Source organism: Massilia genomosp. 1, assembly GCF_011682185.1.
In the GTDB taxonomy this organism is placed as follows: Bacteria; Pseudomonadota; Gammaproteobacteria; order Burkholderiales; family Burkholderiaceae_D; genus Telluria_A; species Telluria_A rubra.
Map to the genome: position 1 here is coordinate 16,675 of NZ_WHJF01000060.1, position 25,858 is coordinate 42,532.

Annotated in this window: 22 protein-coding genes; 12 read left to right on the top strand and 10 right to left on the bottom strand. The window is 67.2% G+C overall.

The genetic code is table 11. The features are described 5' to 3' along the window. The first annotated feature begins 2 nt into the window (after positions 1-2). Positions 3-1,187: an acyltransferase family protein gene (locus tag F1735_RS20775; RefSeq protein WP_229505879.1), complete on the top strand. Its 1,185-nt coding sequence runs from the start codon at positions 3-5 to the stop codon at positions 1,185-1,187. Here F1735_RS20775 and F1735_RS20780 read toward each other — a convergent pair. From F1735_RS20780 to F1735_RS20790, 3 genes are read right to left on the bottom strand one after another with little or no spacing between them, the layout of a single operon-like run. Then, positions 1,157-1,654 (bottom strand): hypothetical protein, encoded by a 498-nt coding sequence (locus F1735_RS20780; protein WP_229505880.1) that lies wholly within the window; start codon positions 1,652-1,654, stop codon positions 1,157-1,159. The genes F1735_RS20775 and F1735_RS20780 overlap by 31 nt on opposite strands. Positions 1,655-1,697: 43 nt before the next feature. Further along, a complete protein-coding gene (locus tag F1735_RS20785) occupies positions 1,698-2,564 on the bottom strand; it encodes a pirin family protein (protein WP_167238714.1) in 867 nt (288 codons plus the stop codon). Positions 2,565-2,611: 47 nt separating this feature from the next. Next, positions 2,612-3,211, bottom strand: a complete 600-nt coding sequence (locus tag F1735_RS20790) for an FMN-dependent NADH-azoreductase (protein ID WP_167238715.1) — start codon at positions 3,209-3,211, stop codon at positions 2,612-2,614. Positions 3,212-3,320: 109 nt separating this feature from the next. Here F1735_RS20790 and F1735_RS20795 point away from each other — a divergent pair, with 109 nt between their 5' ends. Both F1735_RS20795 and F1735_RS20800 read left to right on the top strand, forming a co-directional pair. Next, entirely contained in the window at positions 3,321-4,241 is a 921-nt protein-coding gene (locus F1735_RS20795) for a LysR family transcriptional regulator (protein WP_167238716.1), read from the top strand. Positions 4,242-4,519: 278 nt separating this feature from the next. Continuing rightward, positions 4,520-5,152 carry an NAD(P)H-dependent oxidoreductase gene (locus F1735_RS20800; RefSeq protein WP_166894754.1) on the top strand — a complete coding sequence of 211 codons (633 nt, stop codon included), beginning with the start codon at positions 4,520-4,522 and terminating at the stop codon, positions 5,150-5,152. Between the two features lie 22 nt (positions 5,153-5,174). Here F1735_RS20800 and F1735_RS20805 read toward each other — a convergent pair whose 3' ends face one another. The 7 genes from F1735_RS20805 to F1735_RS37900 all read right to left on the bottom strand — a co-directional run bounded on the left by F1735_RS20805 (position 5,175) and on the right by F1735_RS37900 (position 12,344). Then, a complete protein-coding gene (locus tag F1735_RS20805) occupies positions 5,175-6,638 on the bottom strand; it encodes a C13 family peptidase (RefSeq protein ID WP_167238717.1) in 1,464 nt (487 codons plus the stop codon). A 16-nt stretch (positions 6,639-6,654) separates the two neighbouring features. Continuing rightward, positions 6,655-7,518, bottom strand: coding sequence for an archaetidylserine decarboxylase (gene asd / locus F1735_RS20810; protein WP_167238718.1), 864 nt, complete (start codon positions 7,516-7,518; stop codon positions 6,655-6,657). Positions 7,519-7,642: 124 nt separating this feature from the next. Beyond that, positions 7,643-8,476, bottom strand: a complete 834-nt coding sequence (locus F1735_RS20815; RefSeq protein ID WP_167238719.1) for a substrate-binding periplasmic protein — start codon at positions 8,474-8,476, stop codon at positions 7,643-7,645. 25 nt (positions 8,477-8,501) lie between these two features. Continuing rightward, positions 8,502-9,746 carry an MFS transporter gene (locus tag F1735_RS20820; RefSeq protein WP_167238720.1) on the bottom strand — a complete coding sequence of 415 codons (1,245 nt, stop codon included), beginning with the start codon at positions 9,744-9,746 and terminating at the stop codon, positions 8,502-8,504. Between the two features lie 205 nt (positions 9,747-9,951). Beyond that, positions 9,952-10,629, bottom strand: a complete 678-nt coding sequence (locus F1735_RS20825; RefSeq protein ID WP_167238721.1) for an HD domain-containing protein — start codon at positions 10,627-10,629, stop codon at positions 9,952-9,954. A gap of 25 nt (positions 10,630-10,654) precedes the next feature. After that, the gene (locus F1735_RS20830) at positions 10,655-11,329 is read right to left on the bottom strand and encodes a ribonuclease HI family protein (RefSeq protein ID WP_167238722.1); all 675 of its coding nucleotides are present in this window, start codon (positions 11,327-11,329) and stop codon (positions 10,655-10,657) included. A 142-nt stretch (positions 11,330-11,471) separates the two neighbouring features. Then, positions 11,472-12,344: a thrombospondin type 3 repeat-containing protein gene (locus F1735_RS37900; RefSeq protein ID WP_167238723.1), complete on the bottom strand. Its 873-nt coding sequence runs from the start codon at positions 12,342-12,344 to the stop codon at positions 11,472-11,474. 388 nt (positions 12,345-12,732) lie between these two features. Here F1735_RS37900 and F1735_RS20840 point away from each other — a divergent pair, with 388 nt between their 5' ends. The 9 genes from F1735_RS20840 (at position 12,733) to F1735_RS20880 (ending at position 25,749) form a co-directional block, all read left to right on the top strand. Next, the gene (locus F1735_RS20840) at positions 12,733-15,930 is read left to right on the top strand and encodes a penicillin-binding transpeptidase domain-containing protein (protein ID WP_167238724.1); all 3,198 of its coding nucleotides are present in this window, start codon (positions 12,733-12,735) and stop codon (positions 15,928-15,930) included. Between the two features lie 72 nt (positions 15,931-16,002). Next, complete coding sequence (locus F1735_RS20845; RefSeq protein ID WP_167238725.1) at positions 16,003-17,259, top strand: hypothetical protein; 1,257 nt, start codon at positions 16,003-16,005, stop codon at positions 17,257-17,259. A gap of 17 nt (positions 17,260-17,276) precedes the next feature. After that, positions 17,277-17,840 carry a hypothetical protein gene (locus F1735_RS20850; protein WP_229505881.1) on the top strand — a complete coding sequence of 188 codons (564 nt, stop codon included), beginning with the start codon at positions 17,277-17,279 and terminating at the stop codon, positions 17,838-17,840. Positions 17,841-17,848: 8 nt separating this feature from the next. Next, the gene (locus tag F1735_RS20855) at positions 17,849-18,904 is read left to right on the top strand and encodes a hypothetical protein (RefSeq protein WP_187364309.1); all 1,056 of its coding nucleotides are present in this window, start codon (positions 17,849-17,851) and stop codon (positions 18,902-18,904) included. Continuing rightward, positions 18,901-19,932: a hypothetical protein gene (locus tag F1735_RS20860; RefSeq protein WP_167238727.1), complete on the top strand. Its 1,032-nt coding sequence runs from the start codon at positions 18,901-18,903 to the stop codon at positions 19,930-19,932. The genes F1735_RS20855 and F1735_RS20860 overlap by 4 nt, the downstream gene beginning before the upstream one ends. Positions 19,933-20,060: 128 nt before the next feature. Then, on the top strand, positions 20,061-22,310 hold the full coding sequence (locus F1735_RS20865) for a hypothetical protein (protein WP_167238728.1): 2,250 nt from the start codon (positions 20,061-20,063) through the stop codon (positions 22,308-22,310). Positions 22,311-22,318: 8 nt separating this feature from the next. After that, positions 22,319-24,601 (top strand): SUMF1/EgtB/PvdO family nonheme iron enzyme, encoded by a 2,283-nt coding sequence (locus tag F1735_RS20870; RefSeq protein ID WP_167238729.1) that lies wholly within the window; start codon positions 22,319-22,321, stop codon positions 24,599-24,601. 278 nt (positions 24,602-24,879) lie between these two features. After that, positions 24,880-25,320, top strand: coding sequence for a tetratricopeptide repeat protein (locus tag F1735_RS20875; protein WP_167238730.1), 441 nt, complete (start codon positions 24,880-24,882; stop codon positions 25,318-25,320). Between the two features lie 153 nt (positions 25,321-25,473). Then, the gene (locus F1735_RS20880) at positions 25,474-25,749 is read left to right on the top strand and encodes a DUF7668 domain-containing protein (RefSeq protein WP_167238731.1); all 276 of its coding nucleotides are present in this window, start codon (positions 25,474-25,476) and stop codon (positions 25,747-25,749) included. The last annotated feature ends 109 nt before the right edge of the window (positions 25,750-25,858 follow it).

Here is a 25,858-nt window from a genome sequence, read left to right on the forward strand (position 1 = left end):
TGATGGTCGTCTATTCTAGCGGACATTACTGGCGCCTGCCGGCGCCCCGTGGCATCATCTGGCGCATGAAAAATCCCGCTTCCACAGCGCGCATCGAAGGGCTCGACACCCTGCGCGCGCTGGCCGTCATCCTGGTCGTGCTGCACCACTACGTGCTGTTCGTCAGCCGCGCCGATACCTTCGGCTGGGTGGGGAGAATCGGCTGGATCGGGGTCGACCTGTTTTTCGCCCTGTCCGGTTACCTGATCGGCAACCAGATCTTCGCCGCCATGCGCGCGCCGCGCGATTTTTCGCTGGCGCGCTTCTACGGCCGGCGCGCCCTGCGCACGCTGCCGGTGTTTTACGTGATGCTGGCGATTTACTATGTTTCGCCGTGGTTCCGGGCCGGTCTCGAACTGCCGCCGCTGTGGCGCTTCCTGACCTTCACGCAGAATATCAAGCTGGCGCCGGGCACCGCGTTTTCGCACGCCTGGTCGCTGTGCATCGAAGAGCAGTTCTACCTGGTGCTGCCGGCACTGGCCCTGGCGATCGCGCAGCTGCGCGCTTCCCTGCGCTGGGGCTGGGGCGCCATCGCGGCCGTCATCGTGGCCGGCATGCTGGTACGCGCCTATACCTGGCAGGAGCTGGTCGTCGATCATCCGCACGGCTCGCGCAACTACTACCAGTACATCTATTACTCGACCCTGTGCCGCTTCGACGAACTGGTGGCTGGTGTGGCGCTGGCGCTGCTGAAGAATTTTCATCCGCGCCAGTGGCGCACCTTGACCTCCAGCGGCAACCTGGCCGGCGGCGCCGGCATGGCGGTTGCCGGCCTGGCGATCTGGCTGTTCCTGGACGAACGCCAGGGCTTCGGCGTGACGGTGTTCGGCTATCCGCTGCTGGCGCTGGGCTTTTCGCTGTTGATCGTGGCGGCCCTGAGCCGCAAGTCGCTGCTGCGCTCCATGCGCGTGCCCGGCGCGGCCAGCATGGCGCTATGGTCGTATGCGATCTACCTGACGCACAAGCAGGTGTGCATCCTGGCCGCCCCGGTGCTCAAGGAACACGGCTACGGCGCCGGTTCGCCGGTGGCCATCTGCGCCATGCTGGCGCTGTCGGTGTTGTCGGGCTGGGTGCTGTACCGCTGCGTCGAACGGCCATTCATGGCGGTGCGCGGGCGCTACCTGCCGACCAATTTCAAGCCGCTTTGATGCGGCACGGCGTCGATCACGCCGAATGCGGCCGCACTGTCGCCCAGGAAGTCGAGCACGGCGCGCGGGTCGCCCTCGTGTACTTCAATCGCGGCGCGCAGGCCGGGCAGGGCATCCTTGGTGTACGGGCTGCGATAGGCGCCGACCAGCAGCGCGACCAGGTCGAGCGGCTGGCCGCCATGCTGTACGCGGCTGCCGATCATGCCCAGGATGACCCTTTGCATGTCGGGCGTGGGGTTGGCGATGTGCGCGAAAATCATCGGCGTATTGGCGATTTTTTCGCACACGGCGCGCTCGATCTGGTCCGGCTTGAGGTCGGACGCGATGTCGAAATGCGCGCCGCTCCAGTGGGTACGCGCGTGGGCGTGCCCGGGAGGGAAGGAGTCGAGGGTGTCGAAGCCGCACACGCGGCTCACGTAGGCCAGGGCCTGGGTCAGGATTGGGAACATGCCGCCAGTGTAGCGCAAGATGTTCTCCTTGTGGTTGCGGGGAGCCGGTGCATCAGGCGCGTCAGGCGCCGAAGCGCCCGGCCCGGAAGTCCTCGACCGCCTGGAACACCTCGGCCTGGGTATTCATGACGAACGGGCCGTATTGGGCGATCGCTTCGTTCAAGGGGCGCCCGGCGATCAGGATCAGGCGACTGTCCTGGGCGGCCATGATGCGCACGCCGTCGGCCTGCGCCGAATTGGCCAGGATCGCCATGCGGCCCGCGGGCACCGGTTTGTCGCCGACCAGCACCTGGCCCCGGAATACATAAAGAAATGCGTTGTGCCCCGGCGCCAGCACCTGGTCGAAGCTGGCGTTGGCCGGCAGGGCGACGTCGAGGTAGAGCGGCTCGGTGCCTTCGCGCTGCACCGCGCCTGGCACGCCGTGGCTGGCGCCGGCGATCACTTGCACCGTTACCCCCACCCCGGTGGTGAAGCGGGGGATCTCGCTGTTGGGAATGTCGCGGTACCAGGGCGCGGTCATCTTGTCCTTGGCCGGCAGGTTAAGCCACAGCTGGAAGCCTTCCATCATGCCGTCGCTCTGTTCCGGCATTTCGGAGTGGGCCACGCCGCGCCCGGCCGTCATCCACTGCACGCCGCCATCGGTGATCAGGCCTTCGTTGCCGGCGCTGTCGCGGTGGCGCATGCTGCCGGCGATCATGTACGAAATCGTCTCGAAGCCCCGGTGCGGGTGTTCGGGGAAGCCGGCGATATAGTCGCCCGGCTTGTCGCTGCCGAAGGCGTCGAGCATCAAAAACGGGTCCAGGCGACGCTGCAGCGATCGGGTGAGCACGCGGTTGATCCTGACGCCAGCGCCGTCCATCACGAACTGGCCGCCCACCAGGCGCTCGACGGCGCGCGGCGTGTGTACGATGTTCACTTCTTGAGTCATTTTTCTCTCCTGCGGTTTTACTGCGATGCAGCGTCGTTCCGGGTGAATCAGGCCAGTGCGGCTTCGATCCCGGCGTTCGCTCCGGCCTGCGCCTTGACGACGGCTTCCGGGCCCATGGCCATGCCTTCCGAGTACACGAACGTGACGTCGGTCATGCCGAGGAAACCGAGCAGCATTTTCAGGTGCGGGGTCTGGGTGTCGTTCGGGGTGTCGCGGTACATGCCGCCACGGGCGAAGGCCACGTACACTTTTTTGCCGGTCAGTTTTCCGACCGGGCCGGTGGCGGTGTAGGCGAAGGTGACGCCGGCGCGGGCAATCGCATCGAACCAGCCTTTGAGCTGCACCGAGCTGCCGAAGTTGTACATCGGGGCGCCGATGACGATGGTGTCGGCGGTCTGCGCCTGGGCGATCAGGGCGTCATCCAGGGCTACGCGGGCCGCTTGTTCCGGCGTGCGCTGGTCGGCTGGCGTGAACAGCGCGCCCAGGGTTGGCTCGTCGAGCGCCGGATGCGGGTTGCTGGCCAGGTCGCGGCGGGTCAGTTGCGCGCCGGGGTTGGCCGCTTGCAGCCTGGCGACGATGGCGTCGGCCATGCGGGTGGACTCGGAACCGGTCGAACGGGCGCTGGAATTGATTTGCAAGATGTTCATTTTGTTTCCTTTTTCTACGTTGAACTGCGATGTAGTGACTTTACGCGTCCCATAATCAATGCGGAAGTCTGTAAAATGGATATCATTATTCAGCCAGTGGAACAATCAAATGGATGTGGAACCGAATGACCTGCTCTTGTTCGCACGGATCGTGGAGGCGGGCAGCTTCAGCCAGGCCGCGCTGCGGGTCGACTTGCCCAAGTCGACCGTCTCGCGCCGCATCGCGCTGCTGGAAGCGAAACTGGGCGAGCGCTTGCTGCAGCGGACCACGCGCAAGCTGATGCTCACCGAGTTCGGCGCCAGCCTGCTCGATCACGCGCGCAAGGTGGTCGAGGAAGTCGAGGCGGCGGGCGCGCTGGTGCAGCACCGCCAGCAAGCCCCGAGCGGGCGGCTGCGCATTTCGATGCCGGCCGATTTCGCCAGCCTTGGCATGACCCAGGTCATGACGCACTTCATGGCGCAGTACCCGGCCATCACCCTGGAGCTGGACTTGTCGCCGCGCCGGGTCGACCTGGTGAGCGAAAATTTCGACATCGCGATCCGCATGGGCGACCTGCCGGACGACGCCTCGCTCAACGCGCGCCGCGTGGCGCTCGAAAAAATGGCGCTGTACGCGGCGCCGTCGTACCTGGCGCTGCGCGGCTTGCCGGAGCATCCCGATGACCTGCTCAAGCACGACCTGCTGTGCCTTTTGAGTCGCGGGGGCGGGCCGTCGCCATGGCGCCTCACGCGCGGCAAGACCGTGTGGGAGCGCGATTTACCCGGCCGGCTGACCGCCAATTCGCCCGACCTGCTCACCCGCGTGGCGTGTGCCGGGGCGGGGATTGCGGCCAGTTCCGACCTGTTTGCCGCGCCCTGCGTGGCCAAGGGAGAGCTGGTGCGCGTGCTGCCCGAGTGGGACTTGCCGCAGGTGACCGGGTGGGCCGTGTTCCCCGGCCGGCGCCTGATGCCGGCCAAGACCCGCGCATTTTTGGACATGATGGAAGGGTTGTGCTGCACCGAAGCGCGCAAGCGCATGGGGATGGTCTAGTGTCCTGAGTTAGAAATTCGTTGAATAAATATGGCGATAATCGCGCCGATACCGCGTCACAAATGCTCGCCAGGCGCTTGCCTGTCTGCGCTTTGTTCCTTGTCTCAGCACGATTTCGCCATATTTATAATCAACGAATTTCCAACTCAGGACACTAGGGCGAATTTTCCGCTCGGATACGCTGGAGCGGGGAATCGAAGATAATAGCTCACCCGCGGCGCCGCTCTCGTGCGCCCTGGCCTTGACATTACCCGAACGACTATACAAAAGGACATTCCATGCTGCTTGAAAAACTCCACTGGCGCTACGCCACCAAAAAATTCGACGCCACCAAAGTCGTCTCGGAAGACAAAGTCGACCGCATTCTCGAAGCCGTGCGCCTGGCGCCGACATCGAGCGGCCTGCAGCCGTTCGAACTGATCGTGATCAGCAATCCCGAGCTGCGCGAAAAAATGCGTCCGATCGCCTCGAACCAGGGCCAGGTGGCCGATGGTTCGCACATGGTCGTTTTCGCGGCGTGGGACAACTACACCGAAGAGCGCATCAACGCCATGTTCGACCTGGTGAACGAAGAGCGCGGCATGGTCAACGAAGGCTGGGAGAACTACCGCAAGTTCATCCTGTCGATCTATCCGCAGCGTGACCCGAAGGTCAACTTCGAACACGCCGCGCGCCAGGCCTACATTGGCCTGGGCATCGGCCTGACGGCAGCCGCTTTCGAGCAGGTCGACGCGACCCCGATGGAAGGCTTCAATCCCGACCAGCTCGACGAATTGCTCGGCCTGCGCGCGCGTGGCCTGCGTTCGGTGGCGATCATGGCGCTCGGTTATCGCGAAGCCGAAGGCGACTGGCTGGTGAACCTGAAAAAAGTGCGTCGCCCGAGCGACGAGTTCATTACCCGGATGGCCTGAGCGTCACCGGTTTCTCAGGACACTAGGCTGACGGCTTTTCCGCCAGCCGCTTGTTCATCCGCTCGAGCACCGGCACGATCTTGCCGCCCACCTTGATCTGCGGGTTCGAATAGCCATCGTCCTTGCCGGCTTGCGTTTCGCGTTCCAGGATGATCTTGCGCGAGGCGGCATGCGCCTCGGTGAACGAGCGCGTGGTGGTGCGCAGCTGTTCGTCGTACATGGCGCGGCCGAAGAACGTCAGCGGCGACTTTTTGCCGCAGCCGTAGGACGTATGGTCGGCGTCCGACGCCGTCATCACCAGGGTGCCGTCGGCCGCCAGCGGCGCGATCCAGTTACCGGCGAAGCAGGCCGAAACCGACAGCACGCGGTAGCGGATGCCGGCCGCATCGAGCCACGCCTTCAGCTCCGGCGGCATCACCGGTTCCACATCGATCGGCCAGAAATTGGCCGCCAGTTCGCCGTCCGACGCCCCGTGCGAGCTCATGTGGATGAACAGCACATCTTCGTCGCGGTCCATGATGGCGCCGATGCCTTCGATGGCGCGCTGCAGGTTCAGCGGCGTGGCCCAGGGCAGTTCTTCGGCCGTCTTGCGGTGGTTGATCAGTTGCAGGCCACGGCCGGCGGCGTCGAAGCGCCTGGCCATCACGTCGGCCACCATGGCGCTCTCGCGCCGGAACACTTCTTCGCCCTGGTAGGGCGCGAAGGTGATCGTGTACATGTCGATCACGCCCGGACGCTGCGGCTTGAGCGCGTCGAGCTGCTCGTCCAGCAAGGGCAGCTGCGCTTCCATCATTTCCTGGCTGACCATGAACGGATCTTCTTCGGGCGCCTCGGCTTGGGGCGCGGCGCGCCAGGCCATCGGCGTGGGGGCAAGGTGGTACTCCAACACAGAGGTCAGCATCACCACGGCAATGGCGGCAATGGCCCGCAGCGACGCAAGCGGGCGGGCGGCGCGCAGCAGCAACGCCAGCCGTGCAAGTACGCTCCACAGCATCGGCACGCTCCAGACGACCCATTGCGCCCAGACGCTGGTGTCGCCGACAAGGCCTGTACGAACCAGGGAAACATGCAGAGCGAAGAGCAACAGCAAGAAAATGTTCGACTGCGCGATCACCAAGGTGAGCAAGTGGGCCGCACCGGGCGCGCTGTGGGCGCTGCGGCTGACGCGCGGATCGGGTTGGATCAGGTAGCACAGCCATGCGGTCAGCACGGCGCCGAACCAGCCGGCCAGCAAGGCGCGCCACAGGAAAATGGCCTCGCCCTCGATCGACGATCGCTGGAACAGCATGCCCAGGCCGTAATGGATCAGCACCTGGCACGCCATCTGCCAGGGCGACGCCGCCAGCCGGTGCCAGCGTGGCGCCAGGAACAGGGACGAGCGCGCAGCTTCGGCGAGCCAGTCCCACGCCACCAACACGCCTGGCCGCGGCGCGCCCTGCGCGTGCGCTAACGGTACACTGGCAATGTCATCGACCACCTCGCTCATGCCGCTCCTTCGTCAGTCAGGCGCGTTTGGCGGACTGCTTCTCGCCCATCGCCTCACCGAGGCGCACAGGGCGTTCCGGGGCCCACTCGGGATTGAAGGCGATCGTGTCTTTTTTGAACAGCATGACGATGGTCGATCCGAGCAGGAAGCGGCCCATTTCGTCGCCTTTCTTGAGCACGATGTTCTTGTCGTCGTAGCGCCATTCCTTCACTTCGCCCGGGCGCGGCGGGTTGACCAGCCCGTGCCAGGTGGTGGCCATGCTGCCGACGATGGTCGCGCCCACCAGCACCAGCACGAAGGCGCCATGCTCCTTCGAGTTGAACACGCAGACCACGCGCTCGTTGCGGGCGAACAGGCCGGGAATGCCGCGCGCGGTGGTCGGATTGACCGAAAACAGGGCGCCAGGCACGTAGATCATGCGCGTCAGGCGGCCTTCGCACGGCATGTGCAGGCGGTGGTAATCCTTGGGGCTGAGGTACAGGTTGGCGAAACTGCCATGCTGGAACTGCGCCGCCAGGGTTGCGTCGCCGCCCACCAGCGCGGTGGTGCTGAACTTGTGGCCCTTGGCCTGGAAGATCTGGTCGTCGTCGATCGCGCCGAACTGGCTGATCGCGCCATCGACCGGACAGACGAAATCGGCCTTGGCCAGCGGTCGCGCGCCCGGGCGCAGGGGGCGCGTGAAAAATTCGTTGAAGCTGGCGTAGCTGGCGATGTCCGGATTGGCCGCTTCTTCCATGTTGACGCCGTATTTGCCGACGAACCAGCGAATCAGGGTGGTGGTGTACTGGCCGCCCTGGTGGCTGGCGACGCGGCCCGCGAACCGGGTCAGACCTTGCTTGGGAAGTAAATACTGGGGAATGACTTTTATGCGATCGGACACGGGCTTCAACCTGTTTGAAAAACGATGGCCAATTATAACGGCGCGCCGCGCCTGTGCAGCGCTTTCCGGTGCCGGCAAGGCCAATGCGATGAAAAATAGTCAAGAAGGAGCGTCGGTACGCCGCTCAGCGCTGCCGCACGCCGCCGGCCAGCACGGCGGGCGGGTAATGGCGCTTGAGGCTTTCGTACACGGCGCCCGACTTGACGGCGCCCGCCAACAGGTTCTGGAGCGCGGCGCGGTCGCCGGCGCCCACCACCTGCTTCGAGATATAGATGCCGCTTTCGCCCCAGGGCAGTTCCTCGAGCGGCTCGATGCGCAGCTTTGGCGTCATCCAGGCGAAGCGCTTGTCGTCGGCGATGGCGCTGGCGAAGATGGTCGGCGCCATCAGCGTTACGTCGGCAAAGCCGGCATCGAGCACGCGCGCCACGGCGGCGCCGTCCTTTTCGAGCAGCAGGCGGCCCTGGGCCGACAATTGATCGATCAGTGCCAGGTAGGCGGTGCCGTAGTCGAAGCCGCGCACCAGGACCACGCGCAGCTCCTTGCGCGCGAGCAGTTCGCGGATCGAGCGCACCGGCGCTCGCGTGGCGTCGACCGAGAGCAGGGTGGCGCGGGTGCCGATCACGGGAACGAAGTAGCCAAGCTGGTCGCGCCGCGGGGTGCGCACGGCCGGCAGCAGCAGATGCGACTTGCCGGCTTCGAACATGGCTTCCTGGCGCGCGCGCGGCACCACCGAGAACGTGAACTTGCAGTCGCTCTTGGCGCTCACGCCGCGCAGCAGGTCGGGGTAGATGCCGCCCACCGCGTCGCCTTTGACCGTTACGCTCAGGCCGGTGGGCGCGACCGGGACCAGAAATGGTTGCTCGCAGGAAGCTGTCGCCACGGCGCTGGCGCAGGTGGCCAGGACGGCTGCGATCAGTGCGGCCGCGCGGATCCCGCTGCGAGTAGACGATTTGCCCATCTGCCAATTCTAGCGCATGCCCGCTTCACGTGCGCATCCGGTGCGATTTGAAATAGAAAAGCGCAACGCCGATTGCCACCGCCTGCATCGCGGCGCACAAAAAGAAGGTGCTGCCGATGCGCCAGTCGTGCGGCGGCAGGTGGCTGGCCAGCCCCAGGATGGCGGTGCCCAGCAGCGGCATGAAGATCACTCCCAGGCTGCTGATCGATTGAAGCGAGCCCATCAGTTCTCCCTGGGAACTCGGGTCGGAACCGCGCGAAATGATGCTCTGCAAGGCCGGGCCTACGGTAAACGACAACAAATTGCACAGTATGAAAACGTACATCATCCAGCCCTTGGTGGCCAGGCCGTACAGGACAAAGGTGATGCAGCCCGAAACCATTCCCAGCAGCGACAGGCGCACCTCGCCGAAGCGTTTCATCAGCATGCCCAGCAGGCCCGCTTGCACCACGGCCGCCGACAGGCCCACGCAGAACAGGGCCACGCCGTTGTCGCCCGGGCTCCAGTTGAAGCGGAAGGTGGTGTACAGCACCCAGGTCGACTGCAGCATCATCTGGGCGAAGCTGGTCAGGGCGAACACGATCACCACCGCGCGGATGTCGGTGCGGCGCACCAGTTTGAGCAGCGACGAGAAGGGATTGATCTTCGCGATCGTAAACGCCGAGCGGCGCGCCAGCGGCAGCGACTCGGGCACGGCGATGTAACCGTAGACGAAGTTGGCGGCGCACAGGGCGGCGGCCACGTAGAACGGCAGTTGCAGGTTGATTTCGCCGAGCATGCCGCCCAGCGCCGGGCCGCAGATGAAGCCCAGGCCGAAGGCGGCACCCACCTTGCCGAAGCTTTTGGCGCGCGTTTCGGGGGTCGATATGTCGGACGCATAGGCCGAGGCGACCGACATGCTGGCCGAGGACATCCCGCCGATCACGCGGCCGATGAACATGAAGGCCAGGTTGGGCGCCCAGGCGGTAAACAGGAAGTTCAGGCACATGCCGGCCATCGAGTAGAGCATCACCGGGCGCCGTCCCACGCGGTCGCTGATGGCGCCCAGCATGGGCATGAAGATGAACTGCATCAGCCCGAACACCATGGCCAGCACGCCGAACCAGAAGGCCTGTTCATCGCGCCCATGCACGAACTGGCCGACCAGCGCCGGCATGACCGGAATGATCAGGCCAATGCCGAGCATGTCGATGAAGACCGCGACCAGCACGAAATTGAGGCTGGTCGGGGGCAGGGGGGCGACAGGTGCGGCGGCGGGACTACTGCTCATGGAGAAAAGCCCGGGGCGGGCGCGAAAGGGGAAGCCGTATCTTAGCCTACTCCGCCAGTTGCGAGCGCGGCCGTGCCTACAAGAGCCTATCTCAGTAGATCGGGGGAAGCGGATGGCGATGCATGGCAAGCGCGGGCAAGGCGCGAGGAGGCCGCATGGCTAGCCATGCAACGACGAGCAACGCAGCCCGCGTTTGCCAGGCGCGTCAGCTGCGACTCCGATCTACTGGGATAGGCTCTAAAGTCCATTCCTGCGCGAAGGCGGCCCGGAAGGTCGTCAGTTGCGCCAGCCGGGCCGCTCCCAGCGCGCGCCCGGCGGCGGTCTGCATCATCCCTGGCAGCCTGGCCAGCTTGACTTCGATATGGTCGAGCGCATAGGCGCGGTCGTCGCGTTCGCGGCGCTCGGCCAGCGGGTCGTCGGGATGGGCCAGCGCGCTGCCCATCTGGCCGGCGATATAGAACAGGCGCGCCAGGCCCACGGCGCCCAGGGCGTCGAGGCGGTCGGCATCCTGCACCAGCTTCGCTTCGATGGTGTGCGCTGGCAGCGCCGCCGAAAAGCTGTGGGTTTCGATGGCGTGGGCCACCGTGTCGAGCTTCGCGTCCGGGAAGCCGATGGCGGCCAGTTCGCGCCGCGCCAGTTCGGCCGAGCGGCGTGACGCCATGCCGCGCTGCGGATGGTTCTTGGGCAGGTTGACCAGGTCATGCAGGTAGCACGCCGCCATCACGGCCAGCGCGTCGGCGTCAGGGTGGCTGGCCAGCAGCGCCTGCGCATTGCGCCAGACGCGGTGCAGGTGATTGATGTCGTGGGCGCCGTCGTCGCCGCAGGTGGCGCTGGCCAGGGCCTGCAGGCGTGGCTGCCAGGTACTCAGTTGGTCGGTGGTCATTGCATGCTCCTGGTAGGGGGAGCGATTATGCCATGTCCGCTGGTCCGAACGCGGCCACGGCGCGCTGCGAGAGGGCGTCGGCGGCCTGGTTCTTGTGGCGCGGCAGCCAGCGCACGCAGGCGTCGTCGATCCGCGCCAGCAGCGCCTGCGCGCGTGTACGGTATGCGCGCAGCGATGGCGCGCCGGCCGACGCGGGGCCATTCACATCGTCGATCACGACGCGGCTGTCGCCATGCACGCTCAAGCCGCGCGCGCCGATGGCGAGCGCCGCTTCGAGCACCGCGATCAGCGCCAGGTATTCCGCTTCACTGCTGTTGCCGTAGCCGGCCGGCTGCGCGATTTCGACCAGTTCGCCGGCCGGGCCGGTGAGCAGGGCGCCGATGCCGCAGCGTCCCGGATTGGGGTGGGCCGAGCCGTCGAACCAGGCGCGCCAGGCGCACGGCGGGCCATCGTGCTTGCCGGTGGTGGCGTTGCGCGCCAGTGCGCGCCTGGCGTCGCGCGCGGCCAGGCGCGCCGTTTCGCTCGCCGCCAGCGCGGCGCGTTGCTCCAGCAGGTGCGCCAGGCCGTGCGCGCCGGCGCGTTGCAGGAGCGTGGCGCGCAAGGCTTGTTCTTCGCCGATGCCGGTGCGCGCGGCAAGCTTGCGGCTGGCGCTGCGTTCGGACTTGAAGGCGGCCGCCAGCAAAAGGTTGAGTTTGGTCATGGCGACAGCATACCCGCAACGGCAAATTGTCGCCAAGGTGACGCGCTTGCGACGGATGAACGTGCGCGCACGGCGCAAGATGGGGCATGAAAAAAGCGCCAGCCGGGTAGCCGGGCTGGCGCTTGTTGAAAACTATACCGGATTAATCGCGGCGCGGATTGTCGGGACGGCTGTCGCGGCGGTTCGGGACGCCGTCGCCATCGCGGTCGCGGTCGGCGCGGTTCGGTACACCGTCGTTGTCGCGATCGCGGTCGTAGGCGTCGGGCACGCCGTCACGGTCGCGGTCGCGGTGTTCCAGGCGGTCCGGCACCCCATCGCGGTCGCGGTCGCGCCCTTGGAGGCGGTCGGGTACCCCATCGCGGTCACGGTCGCGCCCTTCCAGGCGGTCCGGGATGCCGTCGCGGTCGCGGTCGCGCCCTTCGAGGCGGTCCGGGATGCCGTCACGGTCGCGGTCGCGGCCTTCGCCATGGCGGCTCCAGCGGGCCGGTTCCATGTACCAGTTGCCATCGCGCTGGACCCAGGCCGGCTGCGAGTACACATAGCCTGCGCGTTCGCGCATCCACTGGCCGCCGATCCAGGCGTGGCGGTTGCCGCGCCATTCCCAGTGACCGGGAACCCACACATGGCCGGCGCGTGGGCGCGGCATGCGTTCATAGCGTGGCGGTGGCGGCGCGACGCGCACTACCGCGTAGTTTTGCTGCGACACCTGCTGCCAGCCGCCCTGGTTGAGTCGATAGCTGTTGTTATCGCGGATCCATTCGGTGCGGCGGTATTCGTAGCCGCTGCGCGCGCTTTCCCAGTGGCCGGCGGTCCAGACGTGGCGGTTGTTTTCCCAGTTCCAGAAACCGGGCGCCCACACGTAGCCGCTGCGTGGCGCCGGCACGCTTTCGAAGCGCGGTGCGGGCGGGGCGGTGTTGATGATCACGCGGAAGTCAGTTTGAGCGACCGACGGCAGCGGCATGAAACCGGCGGCGCCAAGGGTGATCAGTGCTGCAAAGGTCAGGGTACGCTTCATTTTTACTTCTCCTTGTGAATTCCTATGAGTTCAATATAGCAAGGCGCCCGGCGCTTCCAGACCATTGATTCACCTGCTTACAATTGAAACAGAATCCGGGGCAAACGTAAGTTCCGTTACGTGGGCCGGCAAGCTTGCACAGTTGGCAAGCTTGCATGGTTTCGCTGCGCCCCCCGCTAAGTAAGTGTGCAGAAATTATCGTCATTTATAGCGAACAGAAGCGGATGCCTTGCAAGGCGCACGCCGCGACGCAGTGCGTGTACTGCTAGCGGTGGGCAACACAGCAAGGCGCCGCTTATGGAAGCTGGAAATGACAAGAATTTCTGCACACTTACTTAGTGCCAGGCAGGCCACGCGCGAGGCGTGCCACGGAATGTGCGGAGAGATGATGACAGGCTGGCTCGATTCGGTTGTGCAGGCGTTCTCCGGACGGCGGACGGCATGGCGCCGCGCGCGCCACTTGCGCCAGGGGGCGCGGCAAACGGTGGCGCCGCGCACGTTTGCGCTCACGTCCGCGCACTGGATCGGCGCGGCCGGCGTCATCGCCGCCTGTGCGGGCGCGCTGCTGATCAGCGCCCACGCGCGCCACCTGGCCGCGTCATCGGAACCGGGCGCCGCCATCCTGCACGCCGCCGGCCTGCCGGCATCGGCCGATGCCTTGCAGGGCGCCTTGCCCGGAGCGCAATTTAGCGTGGCGCCGCAACCCGGCATCGGCGTCACGTCCCATGCTGGCGGAACGCTGCTGATCGCATCCGGGCTGCGCAGCGCGCCGCCGGTGCGGATCGACCTGTGTACGCACATGCAGGGTCCCGCCAATGCGCGCCTGCTTCCGCTGCGCATCGGCTACCGCTTCGCCGACGTGGCGCGCTGGGTTGCCCGCAACGACGCCTCGGCCAGCCCGGTCACGCTGCGTAACATCGCCCTGGCCGGGCCGGACGTGGCGGGCATGCCGCAAGTACAACTGAGCGGCAGGGCCTTGGCCGACTATGCCGCCCCATTGCGGCTCGAATGGAGCGGGGCGCAGCCGGCCATGCGCTGGGTCGGCGAGGGTGTACTCGCCGCTGGGGGCGCGCGCGGCGCGGCCGGACTGCGGCGCGAGGGCTGGCTGGTCTGGAAAGACGCCGCCTTGCGCTTCCAGCGCCGCGCCAGCAAGCGCTGTCCGCAGGCCGGCGAACTGCTGGTGCAGCTTTTCCGCACGGGTGACGTCGCCAGCGCCGCCAAGGCGCTGGTGGTGGCCTTTCCGGCCGAAGGGCCGGCCGTGTCGGCGTGGTTCTCGCCCGGGCGCTACCAGGTGCCGCTGCTGCCGCGCGCCAGCCTGGAAGACCAGGCCCTGTTCCAGGCCTTGCAGCAGCATGGCCTGGTGCGCCTGGGTTCCGGCGGACTGGCGGAACTGGCGCCGCGCGACCTGGCGGCATGGCAGGCGGCCGGCGACGGCACGCGCGCCGCGCAACTGGACGGCTGGCCCGGTGCGCGCCTCGATCCCGATTCCCTGAAGCTGCTCAAGCGCCTGTACCGCATGGCCGATGGCGACTATGTGCGCGAACAGGTCCAGGTGTTCAACAGCGAACGGCGCCTGCTGGCGTGGCGCATGAAGCCGCAGCAGGGCGGCCAGTGGCAGGCCAGCGTGGCCAGCGCGCCGGCCTCCACCACCGCGTCGATGCCGCCGGCGGCCGCGCGCCTGTTCGCCGATGTGCCGCAAGGCTGGGCGCCATGGACCCGCGTCAAAGCCTGGCCGGACGCCGCCGCCGGTGCGCCCGCGCGCCTGACGCTTGCGCTACCGCGTGCCGCGCAAGCCGGCCAGGCGATCGAATTGATGCTGGTCGGGCGCCTGCTGTCGGTGGACGGCGCGCGCCTGCGCGGCCAGCCCCGCGACGCCTGCAGCGGGCGCGATTGCCCCTCGGCTGGGTCGGTCCAGTCGCTGGTGCTGGACGTGCAGCCCGGCGCGCGCGGCATCACCCTGAGCGCCGCGCCGCTGCGCATGGCCGGTCTCGCGGGCGACCAGCAGTATCGCCACCTGCGCGTGGCCGGCGGCCAGTTGGCATGGCAGCCGCTGGCGGCCAACAGCGCCACCGCGCGCGCCACGATCCTGGCGTCGGTGACCCTGGCCGACCGTCACGGCACGGTCCTCTGGAGCGGCGGCGAGCCAAGCCGCGCGGCGCTCGATGCGGGACTGGCGCCGCTGCTCGGCATCCGCGCGGTACACGCCAACAGCGTGGCCGGCATGCTGGCGCGCCTGCCCGCGCCGGATGGCGCGACCCACCAGGCGCGCCTGACCCTCGACCTGGCCCTGCAAACGGCCAGCCAGCAGGCGCTCGAGTGCATCGGCATGCGGCGCGGCCACTGGAACGGCGGCGCCTGCAGCGGCGCGCAGGCGGTGACGCCGGGCCGCCAGGCCGGCCTGGTCATCCTCGATACCGCCAGCGGCGACGTGCTGGCGGCGGCCGGCGCCGGCGGCGGCGCCGTCACCCCGGCCAACTGGAACGAGGTGCGCGATTTCGACCGCGCCAATCCTGCCCGCAGCCCGTTGCGCCTGCCGGCCTTGCAGCACGATGGCGGCGCCCACCGCAGCCCCGGTTCGACCTTCAAGGTGATCAGTGCGCTGGGGCTGGAACTGGCCGCCAGGCGCGACCCGCAGCTCGAAGCGCTGCTGGCCGGCCTGCCGCTGCCGGCGATCAACCGCATGGCGCAGTCGAAGGGCTTCGCCTTCCAGACCAACGCGGCCAGTTATCCGCTCGATACCAGACTGGCCCACATCACCAACTACAAGGACCAGCACCTGGACCGGCGCGCCCAGGATGGGCGTCTTGGCTTGTCGCAGGCGCTGACCTACAGCCTCAATACCTGGTTCGCCTGGTCCGGTGAACTGAGCGACCGCAGCCTGTTCGGGCGGCCGGACGGCGGCGCGCCCGACCTGCAGGCGCTAGACGGCGGGGCGCTCGACAGCGTGCGCCCGATCGTGGCGATGGCGCACCTGCTCGGCTTCGAGCAGGCCGCGCGCCTCGATGGCGGCTTGCTGCCGCCCGATTTTTCATGGTCAAGCTGGGACGCGCTGCAAGCGAGCGCCGCCCACATCGATCCGATTCACACGCGCCACGAGCTGCGCCAGATGGCGATCGGCCTGCGCATGCAGGTCACGCCGCTGCAAATGGCGCTGGTGGCCGGCGCCGTGGGCGAAGGCAGGGTGATCGCCCCGCGCCTGCTGCTCGCGCTCGACGGCCGCGACGCGCTTGCCGGCGCCACGCCGGCGCTCGGCGTGCGCCTGGACCGGGTGCGGGCCGGGATGAAGGGCGTGGTCGACAGCGGCACGGCGGCCGGCGCCTTTCGCGGCGCGCACCTGGCGGCGGTGCGGCGTGGCCTGTCCGGCAAGACCGGCACCTCGCCTTTCGTCGTCGATGGACGCGACCTGGCCACGGTGTGGTTCACCGGCTGGCTGGAGCCGGGCAGCCTGCCGGGCCAGACCCGGCGCCTGGCGTTGGCGGCCTTTGTCAGTCATTCCGACGCCACCGGGGGCGAGCACGCGGCGCCCATCGTGGCGGCCGTGCTGGGGGCGATGGCGGCGCGCAATCCAGAACAGAAGGGTAAATAGGCGTTTCAAGCGCGCCTTGCCGATCCCGGTTGTATGGCATTATTTTGATGCTGAAACAACGATGGGGATGGTATGCGCTTGCCGGGAACCCGGTATCAGGAGCAGGGTTGGGAACAGGTGCGCAAACTGCTTGGGCACTGCTCCCTGGAGGCGTTCGCGGTTCTGGCGCCGGCGCGCCTGCTGGACGCGCCAGATACCCTGGCCGAATATGTCGACCTGACGGCCGAAGCGCTGCATGCGTGCGCGCGCTCGGCGCGTGCCGCAGCGAGCGCCAACAGCTATGGCGAAAGCGTGCTCGAACTGGCACTGAGCCTGTTGTACGAGCTGCGCGCGCGCCCCGCCGACTGGGCTGCCTTGTCCGCCGCGGTGGTCAACGAACACCGGAAAATCGGCCCGTTCTGGGCCGCGCCCGGCGGCGACGCCATGTTGCGCAAAAAGGTCAACGATATGTACGCGGGCGTGCGCGATAAAGTCGATTCGGACAACTACCAGGCCGCCTGCGGGCGCGCTTGCAGCCCTAACAAGATGTATGCGTACCGCATGCTCGACACCGCCTACAGCGACATCGCGCGCATTTTCGGCGGCTGGCGCGAACATGCGGCGCAGGTGGCGGCCATTCTCGGACGCGAGGTGACGGCGATGCCGATCGAAGTGCGCCAGATGCGCTCCATCGGCGCCTGCAAGGCCGAGTGGGTGCTGCGCTGGAGCGAGTCGCTGGAACGCTTCGGCGGCGGCGCGGGGCCGTTGCACACCAAATCGAAGCGCTTCGCCAACCTGAAAACCAGCCCCGAGAAGATCGGCGCCATGCTGCTCGAGATCGGCGACTACGAAGAATTGTCGTCCAACCGCGACAGCGACTGGCTGCACGACGCCGGCGAAGCGGCCAACTGGCTCGAAGACCTGTGGCGGGTGGCCGACGCCGCCGTCGAAGAGGGCGAGAGCCGCATCCTGCCGGAGGTGGCGCCTGACAGCGACGGCGCGGACCCCGATCCGGCCTCGCCCGAGGCGCCGCAGCCGGTCCTGTACGACAGCGCGATCGCCGCCAGCCTTTCACTGCCCCCCCGCTTCATGGAACTGGCGTGGGCGGCGCAGGAGCACGGCAGCTGGAGCGCCCGCGCACTGGCGGCCACGTCGCTGCCTGTGCGCCTCGCCGTGTACCTCAAGATGATCGGTGGGCAGGACGACAGCTATCCCGGCGAATGGCTGGACCCGGCCACCGGCGAGCTGCCGACCATGCAGCAACTGGCGCTGCTGGACCAGGTCTCGCTGCCCACCCTGCGCAAGCGCCGCGACGCCGCCATCGCCAGCCTGCTCGACGCTGTTCCATGAAGGAGAATGATGTGAAAATGAACCAGGGACCGGAGCGCAAGCTGCTTGAACGCCTGCTGCTGTCGCCGCGCGTGGAGGGCGATCGCCTGATGCTGGCCGACGCCGTGCTGCTCGCCGCCATCGACGCCAGCCACCCCTTGAACAGCGCGGAACTGGCGGCCCTGCGTGCTTCGCCGCTGACCTTGCGCCGCTTTCGCCAGTTGGCGATCGGGCGGCGCGGCGCCGCGCGCGCGGCCAACGACGACGCCTGGAACGGCAGCGCCGGCATGCTGCGCGCCGCCTCCGATGGCGCCGACCTGGCGCGCCTGCTGACCGACGACGGCCACTGGACGCTGCATTTCGTGGCCCAGGATGCCGACTGGCGCCTGATCCTCTCGCTCGACGCCGCCGCGCCGTTCGCCGCGCGCCTGCTGCGCGAGCAAGCGATGCTGCGCGTGGTCGACGGCGACGGGGCCATCCTGCTGCAAGGCCGGCTCGATGGCGACGGCGAACTGGAATGCGGCTGGCGCTTCGATGGCGCGCCCGCATCGCATTTCCAGCAGTGCGGCGCGCGCTTCGCGGTGGAACCGGTACACGCGTGAGAAACACCATGATCGGGCTGTTCAAACGCCACCCCAAAGCCACCCCGCCCGATACCACGGCGCTGGGCACGGCCACGCTGGCGCTGCGCATGGGCTCCGGCTGCACGGTGCCGAAGGGCTGTACCGGCGTGGTGGCCGGCCAGGGCGGTCACACGCGCCGCGTAACCGAAGGCAGCCGCATGGTGCTGGCCGAGACCGAGAACGCATTCTGCTTTCATCCCGGGCCGTATGCTGTCGACCTGGCGCCGTTCGCCGCCGCGCCCGAACTGGGCCTGCGCCTGTCGTTCGCCGTCGATGGTCCCGATCCGCGCGTGGCGCAGCAGCGCTTCGACCTGTTCCTGGCCAGCGAGGCGGGCGACACGCTCGGGGTGTGCGAGTTCGCGGCGACGATCGAGGGCGCGCTCCAGCGCGAACTGGCGCTCGGTCACCTGGCGCTGCCCCCATGCACCACGCTGGACGAATGGAACACCTTTCGCGGCGGCTTCAATCAACTGTTATATACGCGCTTCGGCATCAGCGTCGACGATTGCATGCCGGTGGACCTGGGCGACCGGATCGACTACGCGCAGATGCTGCTGGCGCGCGCCGTCGGCGTGGCGGACGCGCCGGCGGCGCCGGAGCAGGGCGTGCCGATCGGCGCGCCGTCCGACGCCATCGGCGCCGACGCCAAAGCGCTGCGCCGCCTGTTCCTCGAGCTGCCTTGCGTCATGCACGGCATGCGCATGGCGGTGCTGCCGCCCGGCCAGGCGCTGTTCCAGCGGCATGCGGCGCTGCTGCAGCGGCTCGACAGCGTGAGCCTGTCGGTCAACACCATGCCGGCGCTGGAGCTGGCCGCGCCGGGCGAGATGCTGCCGGCCGGCCGCCAGTTGGCCCGCGCGCGCCACAGCCTGCGCGCCGGCGCCGCGCTGGACGAAGCCTGGGCCTTGCTGGCACGCCTGGGACTGGCCGGGGATACCGACCTGGCGGCGCTGTTCGATGACGCCGACCGCATCATCGCCAACCTCGAATGCGAATGCGCCGCGCGCCGCGTGGCCATTGTTCTCCCCGAAAGCGAGCCGGCATGACCATCGCGACCGAGAACTCAGCCAGCACGCGCCACGGGGCCGAATGCCGCAGCGTGCTGGCCGGCGGCGCACTGCTGACTGTCAGCGCCACCGTGCGCCCGCGCGCCGGCCGCGCCGACGTCAAATGCAGCGGCGCCGGCGACGCCGCCCTGGCCGAACGCATGCAACAGGTGGTGCGCCTGGCGCGCCTGACCGAAGGCTGTTCCGACAGCCGCGAGCAGGTGGTCATCAGCATCGACCGCTCTCCCGGGCGCCATGAACGCGACTGGGAACTGGCCGTGGTGCTGGCCGACCGCATGGCGCGCGGCGTGTGGCGCCCGAGCGGCCCGGTGCTGGCCAACGGCTGGTCCGAGCAATGGCAACTGGGACGCATCGGCGGCCATGACGTGGCCAACGCCCCGGCGCACGCGCTGCTGGGCGGGCCGGATGGCCTGGGCTGGCTGGGCGCGCTGACCGGGCAACCCGACGGCGCGGCCAGCGTGGCCTCGGCGCGCGCCTGGTTCCCGCTGCACAGCGGCGGCGTCAACGACAGCTTGTGCTGGGTCGAGGTGAATGTGTATCCGCTGGCCGGGGCCGGAACCGGGGGCGAGGAGGAGGAGAGCATCGCCGCGCCCGGGCTCGACCCGGTCCAGTTGCTGGCGGTGCGCCAGGCGCTGGCCGGGGCGCGCCATTTCGACGGCCGCGCGCTGGGTCGCTGGCGCACCGTGGTGCGCTTCGGCCAGGCGCGCTTCCAGGGTAATTCGTTCGAACTGGCGCTGGTGATGGCCGACCGCATGGCGCGTGGACGCGAATTCCTGGCGCGCGGGCGGGTCATCGCGAGCGGCTGCTCGGGCGCCTGGCACGCGGGACGGGTCGATACGGTGGAAGGCTGCGCGCCGAAGTGCGAACTGATTTTGCAGCAAAGCGTGGCCGGCGACCGGATCTTGCTGCCCAAGGCATGGGAAAGCGCGCTGGCGCCGGGTTTTGCCGACGCGCTGCGCGCACGCGGCACCAGCGTGGCGCTGGTGGAGCGGATCGGGATTATTTGAACACCCGTTCAAGAGAAACGGCGAGGGCCGGTGTGCGCGACGGTGGTGCGCCTTGTCCCCTGCTAAAATCGTGACGGCCGTGCCAGGTTTCGTAAAAAATGGTGCAAGTTGAACAACCAGGAGTCGATATGTTCCAGATGTTTGGTTTTGGCGGCGTCACCTGTCCGCGTTGCGAGCATCGCAATGCCGGCGATGCGGGCTATTGCGCCAGGTGCGGGCTGACTTTGGGCGGGCCGCGCAACGAACCGGTGTTCCGCGAGAACCGCTGGATTCCCGGCCCCGACGAACTGGCGGTGTTTTTCGGCGTCGAGCGGCTTTCCGGCCTGTTCGTCAAGACCTTGCGGGTGCCGGCCACCACGCGCGCCTACATCCTCCAGGCGGACAAGGCGACCGAGGTGCCGCAGGGCGAATACGAGATCGAGGGCTTTTTCACGCGCCTGAACCACCTGCTGCGCAACCAGCACGCCGAAATCCTGATCACGCGCACCGCCGCCATGCCGGTCGAATTCTCGTTCGACGACCTGCAAACGTCCGAGCACCTGGCCATCGGCGCGCAGTGTACGGTGAGCGTGAAGATCGAACAGGTCAGCGCCTTTGCCCGGCACTTCATGACCATGCCGGGCGCGGTGACGACGGAGCACCTGCGCGAACTGCTGGCGCCCTCGGTGCGCCAGCTGGCGGCCGAATTCATCGCCGGCCAGTCGATCCGCGACATGTCGGGCAACCCCGACCTGCGAGCGCAGCTAGACGAGCGCCTGCAAGGTGCGCTCAAGCTGCGCCTGGCCCAGTTCGGGCTGGCGGTGGCGCAGGTCGATACGCTGGCCCTGCGCCACGATAAATTCGACGCCCACCAGGCGCGCATCGGCACCCTGTGGCTGGTGGCCGACGAGCGCCACGTCAAGCTCGAACACGCGAAACAGCTCGACCAGTTATACAACGACGAAGAATGGCAGCGCATCCGGGTCGAGGAGCAGGAAAACCGCCTGCGCTACCGCCGCCAGGAACTGCGCCAGGACGACAGCATCGAAAAAGCCGGACTGACCTTGCAGAACGCCGAGCGCCTGCAAGCGCTGCGCGCGCGCGAAATCGACCTGTATGGCCGCATCGTCGAGTCGAAGAACCGCAAGCAGGCCATCGAGCGCGGCGCCGGCGACATCGTCACCGAGCTGGAACACGAACTGGCCAAGAAGGGCGCGGCGCGCGCAGACGAGTCGACCGAGTGGGACCACCTGCGCCACCTGGCCCAGATTCGGATGCGCACCGAACTCGAAGTGGCGCAGCAGGGCGCGCTGGAGATGCGCCAGCTGGCGCAGCAGCGTTTTTCGCACCAGTTGCTGCAGCAGCAGATCCAGAACAAGATCACCCAGGCGCTGGGGATCGAGGACGAAACGCGCAAGCGCGCGGAGCTCTTGCGCCTGCACCAGTCACAAAAAGCCGCCGCCGAGCGCCAGGCGGCACTGGAACAGGAACAGCACACCGCCCAGTGGCAGTCGCTGGCGCTGGCCAACGCCGCCTACAAGCGCGAGACCGAGCGCATCGCCGAATGGGAAGAAGAACTGGCGCTGGACCGCAAGCGCGACCTGCTGCGCGCCGACATGCTCAAGGATGCGGGCGCCAGGGCCGACGCGGAACAGATCAACCAGAAGATCGAGACCCTGCGCCGCGGCGGCGCGCAGCACGATGCGATCGCCCAGCACGAAAAACTGCTGCGCACGATCGACGCCGACGGCCGCCATGCGCGCCAGTCGCAGCAGATCGAACTGGAAGCCGAAGAAAAGCGCCACGCGCTGCGCCGGCAGGAGCAGGAAGCGGCCTGGCAGCAGGAACTCAAGCGCCTCGGGCACGAGCGCGAAACGCAGTTCGCCCAGCAGGCGCACGAGGCGGAGCTGGCGCGCATCGAGATCAGTCGCGTCTCGACCATCGGCGCCTTGAGCGACACCGGCAAGGTGGCGCTGGCGGCCGGCCCGAACGCGCTGGCGCTGGCCGACGTGATGAAAACCCAGGTTCACGCCAGCATGACGCCGCACCAGTTGGCGGCGCTGGCGTCGGTGGTGGCGGCGACCTACAGCGTCACGCCGGCCGAAGCGGCGCGCGGCGCGCAGGAACGGGCCCTGCGCGAACGCGCCCTGCGCGACGCCGAAGTGGACAAGGACCGGCGCCACCAGCTCGACTTGCTGGGGATGCAGAACGACGTGAACAAGGCGGCGCTGGCTTCGCAGTCGGGTCTGGGCATCGGCGTGGCGCAGGGCGGGGCGAGGGTAGGCTATGATCAGGCCGCGCAAGCGCAGGTGCGCGTGTGCCGCATGTGCATTAACGGGCACCGCGCCGGTCCCACTGACAAATTCTGCGCCGAATGCGGCGCCGCGATCCAAGCTTGACAGGACAGATGCAAACGGCAAGAGACAAGATCCGCGAACTGCGCAGCCTGCACGAAGACGGCCTGTTAAGCCAGCAGGAATTCGACAGCCGCAAGAACGCCATCCTGGACGCGGAGTACGCGCCGCCCGGCGGCAGCGGCACGCCCATGGCGCCGGCGATCCACATCCGCCAGGGCACCGAGATCGGGCTGATGGTGGGCCAGGAGATCGGTCCGCAAAACCGCCGCTACCGTCTCGAACAGCTCATTGCGCAGGGCGGCATGGGCCAGGTGTGGCAGGCGATGGACCTGGCCACGCACGCCGAACTCGGTCACAGCGCGATGGTCGCGCTCAAGATCCTGCCGCCGCAACTGACGCAAAGCGCCACCCACGCCAAACTGCTGATCGAAGAAGCGACCCAGGCGCGCCGCCTGGCGCACGAACACATCGTGCGGGTCTACGAATGGGCGCAGGACCCGGCCACGTCGAGCTACTTCATCATCATGGAATGCCTGGAAGGCGAGGACCTCGACAGCCTGCTGGCGCGTGAAGGGCCACTCACCCTGGCGCGCGTGCAGGAATTGCTGGCGCCGATCGCCGAGGCCTTGCAGTACGCGTGGGACAAGCACAAGCTGGTTCACCGCGACATCAAGCCGGGCAATGTGTTCGTCACCAAAAAGGGCGAGATCAAGCTGCTCGACTTCGGCATCGCCGCGCGTGCGCGCAGCAGCGCGAGCAGCATCGGGCTCGAAGCGCCCGGTAATTCGGGCACCGCCGGCTACCGCGCGCCGGAAGCGGGCACCCTGCAACGCCAGCCGAGCCGCGCGCTCGACGTGTATGCGGTGGCGGTGATGATCTACCAGATGGTGGAAGGGCACATGCCGTTCGACGGTCCGCGCAGCGCCAGTCACGAGCCGCCACGGCCCGAGGCCTTGTCCGCGCGCGAATGGGACGCGCTGCGCAGCGGGTTTGCCTTCGACCCTGACCAGCGCCCGCTCACGGTGCCGGACCTGCTGGCCGCCCTGCGCGGCGCGGTCGGGCCGTCGCCGCAGGAACTGGCGGACCAGCATGCGGCGCAACAGGCGCAGGAACGGCTTGCGCACGCCGCCCGGCAGGCGGCCCAGCGCGCGCAGGACGAAGTACGCGCCAGGCAGCTGGCGCTGCAGCGCAAGGCTGAGGCGGAAGCTGCCGCCGCGGCGCATCTGCTCAAGGAAAAGCAGCGCAAGGAGCAGGAGGCGATCGCCCGCACGGAAGCCGATGCGGCCAAGCGCGAACGCAAGGAAGCATTGAGCCGCCAACTGCGCGAGCGGCGCGAGGCCGACTTTGAGGCGGAGCGCAAGGCGCGCGAGGAACAGCAGCGCAAGGCGATGCAGGCCAAGGCGGTGGCGGCGTATCGCGCCGAGCAGCAGCGCGCACGCGAAGAGATGGCCGAACGCAGCGTGGCCGAATCGTCGGCCCCGCCGCCCGAGCAAGGCAGTCCGGTGGCCGATACTGAAGGCGTGCTGCGCGACCGCTTCCTGGACGGGACGGGGACGGGGCCGGAACTGGTCCTGCTGCCGACCGGGCGCTTCCAGATGGGGTCCCCGGAGCACGAGCGCAAGATCGCGATGCGGGCCGGCTCGCAGCAAGCGTGGGTGGAGCGCGAAACGCCGCAGCACTGGGTCGGCATCGAGCAGCCGCTGGCGATGGGGCGCTTTCCGGTGACGGTGGGCGAATGGCGCCAGTTCGTGCGCGCGACCGGCTGGCAACCGCATGGCGAGGTCAATTGGGCCGAGCCGGGGTTCGCCCAGGCCGACGACCATCCGGTGGTGGGCGTGACCTGGCACGACGCGCAGCTGTACGTGCGCTGGCTGAGCGAGCAGACCGGCCAGGTGTACCGCCTGCCGAGCGAGGCGGAGTGGGAATACGCCTGCCGTGCCGGCACCAAGACCGCATTCAGCTTCGGCGACGAGATCGACACCAGCCTGGCCAACTACGACGGCAACTACACCTACAACGGCAGTCCCAAGGGCGAGTACCGCCAGGGCACCACGCGCGGCGGACTGTTCGGGCCCAATCCGTGGGGGCTGTACGACATGCATGGCAATGTGTGGGAGTGGGTGCAAGACACGGTGCATGACAATTACCAGGGCGCGCCGAACAGCGGCGACGCCTGGGAGCAGGGCGGCGACCAGAGCCGGCGCATCCTGCGCGGCGGCTCGTGGCTGTACAATCCGCGCTATCTGCGCTCGGCGCTGCGCAACGGGTTTTCGGCGCAGCTGAGCAACGATATCGTGGGATTCCGGGTGGCGCGCAATATCGTCGCGCCGTGATGCTTGTGCTTGCACTTGCGTAAGCAAGCTTGAAGTACCGGTTGCCATCACGAAGGTATGTCAGTTCGAGAAACTTTTGTGCTTGCAGTTAACGAGGTAATCGGCCGCCTGCTCGCCATGCCTGCCGGCGCAACGTATGCCGGAGTCGGGCAATATCAGTGATCCCAAACGAGTACAAGGGGAGAACGGCCGGATGATCAAGGCCATTGGCCATGGCGTTGGCAAGGCGACTGACGGTTACCTGCAACAAAATGTCAATCATGGAGGAAGTAGAAGCGATGGAACTGGACGGCAAGCTGGCAGTGGAGGTGAAAGAGATTTGCGACGAGGGAGATGTTCTTATCGAGATTGGGGAGCTGGATCACGCCTTTCGGAATTTCTCGGAGGCGTTGTCGCTTATTCCGGAGCCACGCGAAGAATATCGTGAAACGGCAGGCATCCTGGCTGGGCTTGGCGACGTCTATTTCCATGCGAAGAGCTTCGCACAAGGACGAGAAGTTTTGTCGGATGCAATGCATTGCACAGGTGCGATCGGGAACCCGTTTCTACATTTGCGATTAGGCCAATGCCAGCTGGAATTGGATAACAGTTACCGCGCTGCGGATGAATTGGTGCGCGCTTACATGGGCGGCGGTAAAGAGATCTTCGAGCGCGAAGATCCGAAGTATTTCATATTTCTCCAGGGGCAGATATCGCCCCCGGCGAGCGGTATATGGTAGCGCGACCGACAGGTTTTTTTTGTCGAGAACTGCTGGTGTGTTGAATTGGATGTGGTAAGACGGGCACCCGTTCCTTTAGACGTGGTTGGTCCCACAGTCCTTTGTGCTTGAACCGCCCTCACTGTGGTGAGTTAAAAGACGTAAGCCAATCATATGCCTAATGAAATTGCGGCAGTAAAAGACGACAATCAGCGACCGATTCCCTCGGCATGGCGTCCTGTCATCCTGCACATTGTGGACGCCTTTGTGCGCCATGACTATCAACTCGCTGCCGGCGTACCGGGCGTCGCACCGGTGCCGGCAAACACCGCGATGCAAATCGAGGGCTTCATCGAGCGCTACGGGGAGACCCTGGTGCCGCTTCCTGATGAAACCTGGGATACATCCGTGTGCATGTGGACCGGTCATCATCGGAAATTTGCAAGCTAGTTGTCGCCTAAATACGATTTTTACGCTGCTTTTTTGAGTGCTTGATTTTTCTCCTTTTTGGTGACGGCTTCCGTGACACTTTTTTCGGGATTGAGGTGTACCGTCGTCA